The organism is Haliea atlantica (assembly GCF_054779855.1).
In genome coordinates, this window is record NZ_BAAGXL010000043.1 from 1 (window position 1) to 6,380 (window position 6,380).

A 6,380-nucleotide genomic window follows, 5' to 3' on the forward strand; every position below is an offset into this window, starting at 1 on the left:
AGCAAACACGGGGGCTTCGGAGGTTTTTGCAGTATTTGGAGGCAAAATCCCTAGGACCCCTTTATAATGCAGAATTTCTTCTTCAAGAGTGTTGCTTTGCTCGTAGTTAATACCGCCAACCCACTTCACGGTATCGGTTTCACCGGCTAAGCGAATCTCTGTAATCCAAGTATCAATCTCACCCTCTACCGGTGCCAAATCAAACAGGACTAAAGCTGAACCATCACCATCGGTGTTCTGTGTTTGCTCAAAGTCTTGGTAGGTTGTTAATGCGGTCAGCGTTACACCATCAGACAACTCCCAATCACCACGAAGGATCAACTGGTAAAAGTCTCGGTCTGAAGAAGGGTCAATATCGGTCGACCAATCAGCTGCTCGGCTATTTTCAGGGCTTAAATCTTGCGCCAATACCGCCGCTAAGTTCGGCGGAACACCTCCAGCTGCATCCGTTAGCAGCTGAGGGTCTATCGCTACTAATTGTTGCGCTTGCGGATCAGACTCATCGCTCCAAGTATTGAAACTTGCGGTATAAGTAGCGGTATCTGATGGCTGGAAAACGGTGGTTAAACGTAACGCCAAGTATTCTTCTTTGCCGTTTTCATCATTGCGAGATGTGCTTTTCTGCCACTCATCAGCTTGCACTGAGGTTACCGCTAAACGAGCGCCTAAGTTATCCGACAAGGGGCCACTCACATACCCGTTCGCTTCTACCTTGCTGAAACGGCCGTAGCTCAAGTCGCCACCGGCTTCAAATTCGTCACCTGGTTTGGCTGAAATAAAGTTAATTGCACCGCCGGTAGAGTTCTGGCCGAAAAGAATTCCCTGCGGCCCTTTTAATACCTCTACTCGCTCTAAATCATAAGCTGCGTGGCTGGCCAACACCGGAAACGGCATGGGTGCTTCATCCAAATATAGGCTGGTCGCTGGGTAAGCGCCCAAGGTTTGCTCATTAAAACCAACCCCTCGCAAGGTAAAGATCGGTGTATTAGCCGTACTGGCTGAATATACAAGCCCCGGTACTGCAGATGAGATTTCTTCTAATGACGTTAGCTTTTGCTCGGTTAACTTATCGGCCGAAAGCGCCGAGATCGACAAACCTACATCATTTATACTTTGCGCACGTTTGTTAGCCGTGACCACTACCTCTTCTAACGCCGAAAACGCCGTGCTGGAGAAGGCCAAAGATGCTGCGACAATAGCCGTACTGAGTATCGACTTACGATGGTTGTTACGCATGTGTTATTCCTCATTTATATTTATATTTTGTAACACTGACAACACCGCTAGTAATGATGTTCTATCAACTAACGGGGTATAACTATCAGTTTAGTTGGCAAGAGTATTAAGCATGTGTAACAAACTGCCAATAGACGGATTCCCGTCTAGTAGGCTTGTTCTTAGGGCGCAGGCGGCAAGGCATAAGGGTAGATGCAACCATAACGCGCTTGTTAAAAATTGCTAAATTCGCGTAATATGATCCGCACTATAATTATTAAGCGCTTAAGAGACCGTTATTAAAACAATAACGGTGTGACCAATATGAACTTGCACACCAGTGATTTCAGCAAACAAAATGAGCACTTCGCTAACGAAATACAAAGCCGTTCCAATGCCTCGGGCGTGTGCCTGCTGCTCTTTGATAGCAATGTGATCTCAACGAATGTTTCGTTTGTGCATAACCTCGGTATTTCCAAATCGCTTCAAGATGCATACGTTAATCGAATTTATCACCATGACCCCTTACTGCCTCACACCAGTGAAACAGCGGCCAACAATGAAATTATTACCCGAGTGAGCCATAAACAGCGGCCCCAAAAAGAAACCGAGGATGGCCCAAATGCAACTCAATACTGGAGCCACCTCAGTTCCGTTGGCTTTATTGAAACAGCGGCCAGTATCAAGGCCTTATCTGATAGCCTTTTTCTAGTAGTGGGCTTGCTATCGGCCAATGCACGTACCCACATGAATATAGACCCATCGCTGAATAGTATTGAGCAGTGGCTTAACCAAAGCAGTAATTACATGATTAGCAGCGCGGTTAGGCAACATTATGTTAGTAATGCTAAGCCCGTCGATACCAGCCTGCCTGACATCGAATGTTTAACGAAGCGCGAAGCAGACGTGGTAAAGCAGCTGCTGCAAGGGCAAAGCAACAAACAAATCAGTAGTGAACTCGAATTGTCGGAATACACCGTAGAGAATCATTTACGGCGAATTTACAAAAAGTTTGACGTACATAACCGTACGTCATTACTGGCGCGCGTGCATGCCGCCTCCGAGGGCTAATCAAGCAGGCTAGCAATATCCGGTAAGTTCGGGTTATTGGCTTCCCAAGCCTGCATTTTCAGCAGCTACCTTTCTCGTAACAATTGCTGCTTCGACAAACTCAAAATACCGGCGGCACCACTTCATAGCCGGCCGCTCTAGCGTTCGTGTTAGTAGCTGATCGACCCGCGACTCAATCACAAACTTGCGCCGCAGCGCTGCAATCCATTCGGGGATGGTTTGTTTTTATCAATCAAACGAAGGTTTTGTTGCCAAGAAAATACGGAACTCATACTTCACCTGTTTTTATTATTTTATTCAAAATGATGGTGGGTCAAAATCAGCAGAGTTTGACCCTGATAAAACACTCGTTTATGACGATGCCTTCATCTTACGTACATGCTCTAAATAGGTTGTATGCCATTGCACCTCCAACCAACCAGCACCACTAACACCATCAAAGGTTGCCGCCCCACCGCCTTCATTCAAAACAATACGCTCATCAGGCACTAAAGCATTTACGCCAAAAAACTCACCGGCTATATCAGTTACCCGGCCTAACTCGTCCGTTACTTTGGCCACAAAGCTCTTTTGTAAATATTGATCGTCAAACTCAACGTCAATTTCTACATCGCTCACCTGCGCTTGTACATTGTCTTTAAACACATAGCCGTGTAAAAACCGCGTTCCCTGAGCCATCAAGTTCCAAAAGTGCACCGATACGCCATCGGTGGTTTGACCCACAAACCAGTGGTAATGCATCATCGTCGCCCAATCGCGAGTACCCCAACTATGATCGCGATGGCCGGTTGCTTCAAAATTTATGGTTTTACCACCAAATGTAAGCTCGCCTTTTACAAGGCCACTCTGCTCTATCCGGTTACTTGCCACAAAATCGGGGCAGCCGTCTTTATGGGCCGAATAAGCATACGCGGGGTGGTAGGCTTCGTAGCTAAAATTAAGCGCTACTTTATCGTTATTCCATACCACCTCGGCCTTATCGAAGTTTAGATCTTGCTTCATACTAAAGCCTTCAATTTGCCAATTATCAAAATCCATATCGGCGGGTACTGGGCGGTCGGCTAATTTTTGCTGGATAGGTTTATCGCCTACACCCGGCCCAAACACCGCCAAGGCCGCACCAGCATTACTGTCTTTATCGACCCAGGTGTAGGTGAAAAAGGCAATTTTGTGTTCGGGAAGTACCACAATGTAAGGAATGGATTCACGCGCTAAGGGCTTATTTTCTAGCTTATGGCGGCCGTCGTTTACGGGGTCTATAAATAAGCTAGGGCGGGACAAACTGTTCAAATCGTACATACAACTTCCTTCGTTATTGTTAGTTAATTAAGAGGTATGTTTAACGTTAAGCCAAGCATACCGTTCACTAGTGTCAGCTAAAATAGTGAAGTTAAATTTTAGGCTCAGCCTATACCATAACAGCGAGCCAAGTAAGGACGGAAACTGACTAAGCCAAGGTGAGGGTTAAACTAAAAGCCCATAAAGAAAAAACCCCCGACAATAAATTGCCGAGGGAGAGAGGAATACAAAAAGGCGCAGTTTTAGAAGTTAAAACCGGCTGTAATACCGTAAGTTCTTGGCCGGCCGGTAAAACGAGAGGTCGAATCCAATGAGGCTATAACGTTGGTAATATAGTATTCGTCGGTTAGGTTTTTACCCCACGCCATAACACGCCACTTACCATCTGCCGCCTCATAACCTAAACGTGCACCAAGTACGCTATAACCGTCCATAAGGTTGATTTTAGGTGTAATAGCATCGGCGCCGTTCGCAATTTGCGTTGCGATATAGGTCAAGCGCTCACCACCAAATGCTGCATCGGAGTCCGACTGACCGGTAACGCTGAGGCCCATAAACATTTCGCCATCAGCCAACTCAAAGCGATAATCAGCATCAAGTGAATAGGTTAACTCTGGCGTAAATGGAATGGGGTCGCCAGCAAAGTTCTCTGGCCCGCCAACTAACTCAAGTGAACCGCCTGGGCCTGTAGGCGCAATCTCACTAGAGATACTAACGCCTTCATATTCCGTAACTTCCGAGTCAAGATAAGTGACCGCCGCAGACAAAGTAAGCCCTTCTGTAACCTGCCAAACCAGATCAGCTTCGATACCGGTAATTTCTGTCTCTGGCACATTTTCCAGCACATCCAACAAACCAAAAATAGGCTCTACAATTTTCGTACGAAGCTGCTTATCTTCATATTTGTAGTGAAATAAAGCGGCATTTAATTGCAAGGTGCTATCAAGCAAGGTTGCTTTAGTACCTAACTCAAAGGCCAACACAGACTCTTGTGTTACAGGCTGGAATTGAGAAAAAGTTGATGCCGCCAAACTTGGGAAGCTGCCCGACTTATAACCTTCCGACACGTTCGCATATAACATCGACGAATCGCTCAAGTCTAAATCAATACCTAGGCGCCAAGACACGTTATCTTCAGCCAATGTGTCAACAAATAAATCGCCCGGTACATTATCAAAGTTAAGCGTATAACAATCGGGGAAGCCACCTACAGGAGTGAACGGCGTACCGCCACCCAATAGCGTGCCCAACAAATTAAAGAGATTGGCAACATTTTGCTGCTCGCCATTCACATCAATCGACACACCACCCGTCGCAAAATCTACGAATGGAGTACCGGGAAAGTTATCTGCCGCGTAGTTACAACTTTCAACGTCGATTGTAGAGTCGGTATAACGCGCACCGGCTTTAACAGTCAAAGTTTCACTCAGATTGTAATCAACGTTGCCGAATACCGCCCAGTTTTCGATCTCTTGATCGTTGATAATACCGGTGCCATGGATAAACGCATTCGCAGCAGTAAAGTTGGTATTATCTACATATCGAAGTACCTGATCTTCGAACGTCTCACTGGCTTCGTAATTCGCACCCGCTACCCAATTCATCGACTCGGTTTGGCCCGCTAATCGAAGCTCTGTAATCCACGTTTTGATCTCAGCTTCGCTTGACTCCAAATCGAATGAAATCAACGGCGAGCCATCACCGTCAGTGGTTTGAGATTGTTCAAAGTCCTGATAAGTGGTCAGCGCAGTAAACGTAGTGCTCTCACTTAGATCCCAGTCTCCGCGTAAAATAACTTGGCTGTACTCTCGGTCAGAGGCCGGTGTAATAGCGGCAGACCAATCAGCTGCTCGATTATCTTTCGGCACAAACGGCTCATCTAAGAGAGGTTGCAATGTACCTGGGGCAACACCGGTAACGCTATCTATAATAATTTGCGGATTCTTAGCGGCAAATTGCGACGCTTGCGGATCTGACTTATCAGACCAACCGTTTATATTGACCATATAGCTGGCCGTGTCACTTGGGTCAAAGGTAAAGATTAAACGTGCAGCGGTATAATCTTCTTCACCGTTTTCGCGATTGGTACTCGCACTTCGTTGCCAATCATCCGACTTAGCCGAGGTTACCGCTAAACGCGCCCCAACCGTATCCGACACAGGGCCACTTACGTAACCGTTTAGCTCAACCTTATTGAATGAGCCGTAACCCAATTCAACTCCACCTTCAAATTCTTCTGTCGGTTTAGCCGCAATAAAGTTAATTGCGCCGCCGGTCGAGTTTTGACCAAATAAAATACCCTGCGGCCCCTTCAATACTTCCATTCGTTCTAAATCAAACGCTGCATGGCTTGCCAGTGCCGGAAACGGCATTGGCGCTTCATCTAAGTACAAGCTGGTTGCGGGGTAAGCACCCAAAGATTGCTCGTTAAAACCAACACCACGTAATGTAAATATTGGCGTATTTGCGGTACTGGTTGAATACACCAAGCCCGGCACAGCGGATGAAATTTCTTCCAGTGATGTTAATTTTTGTTCTTGCAGCTTATCTCCAGAAACAGCCGAAATAGAAAGGCCTACATCATTGATGCTTTCAGCCCGTTTATTAGCGGTAACAACAACCTCTTCTAAAGCAGAGAAAGCCGTACTGGACAGACTTAATGATGTTGCCAAAATGGCCGTGCTCAGCAACGACTTACGATGTTTGTAATGCATAGATTGTTCCTCATTTATAGGGTTCTTCGTCATTTCATGTGGATTTCAGGATCGAGCCCGCAGGGCTGGCAATCAGGTAGA

The 6,380-nt window shown here is 46.3% G+C and carries 4 protein-coding genes; 1 reads left to right on the plus strand and 3 read right to left on the minus strand.

What is annotated here, in order from left to right; translation table 11 throughout:
• A partial coding sequence (locus tag ACYVGS_RS17855) for a TonB-dependent receptor (RefSeq protein ID WP_460590046.1) occupies positions 1-1,236 on the minus strand: 1,236 nt, incomplete at its 3' end.
• Positions 1,237-1,539: 303 nt separating this feature from the next.
• Between ACYVGS_RS17855 and ACYVGS_RS17860 the strand changes: the two genes are divergently transcribed.
• Positions 1,540-2,286: a response regulator transcription factor gene (locus ACYVGS_RS17860; protein ID WP_460590047.1), complete on the plus strand. Its 747-nt coding sequence runs from the start codon at positions 1,540-1,542 to the stop codon at positions 2,284-2,286.
• Positions 2,287-2,637: 351 nt separating this feature from the next.
• Here ACYVGS_RS17860 and ACYVGS_RS17865 read toward each other — a convergent pair whose 3' ends face one another.
• Positions 2,638-3,585 carry a DUF7064 domain-containing protein gene (locus ACYVGS_RS17865; protein ID WP_460590048.1) on the minus strand — a complete coding sequence of 316 codons (948 nt, stop codon included), beginning with the start codon at positions 3,583-3,585 and terminating at the stop codon, positions 2,638-2,640.
• Between the two features lie 242 nt (positions 3,586-3,827).
• Positions 3,828-6,299 (minus strand): TonB-dependent receptor, encoded by a 2,472-nt coding sequence (locus tag ACYVGS_RS17870; protein ID WP_460590049.1) that lies wholly within the window; start codon positions 6,297-6,299, stop codon positions 3,828-3,830.
• Positions 6,300-6,380 lie beyond the last annotated feature (81 nt).

Bases quoted from the DNA above. Each gene is read 5' to 3' on its own strand.
- ACYVGS_RS17860 (WP_460590047.1), top strand. From the start codon at position 1,540: ATGAACTTGCACACCAGTGATTTCAGCAAACAAAATGAGCACTTCGCT.
- ACYVGS_RS17865 (WP_460590048.1), bottom strand. From the start codon at position 3,585: ATGTACGATTTGAACAGTTTGTCCCGCCCTAGCTTATTTATAGACCCC.
- ACYVGS_RS17870 (WP_460590049.1), bottom strand. From the start codon at position 6,299: ATGCATTACAAACATCGTAAGTCGTTGCTGAGCACGGCCATTTTGGCA.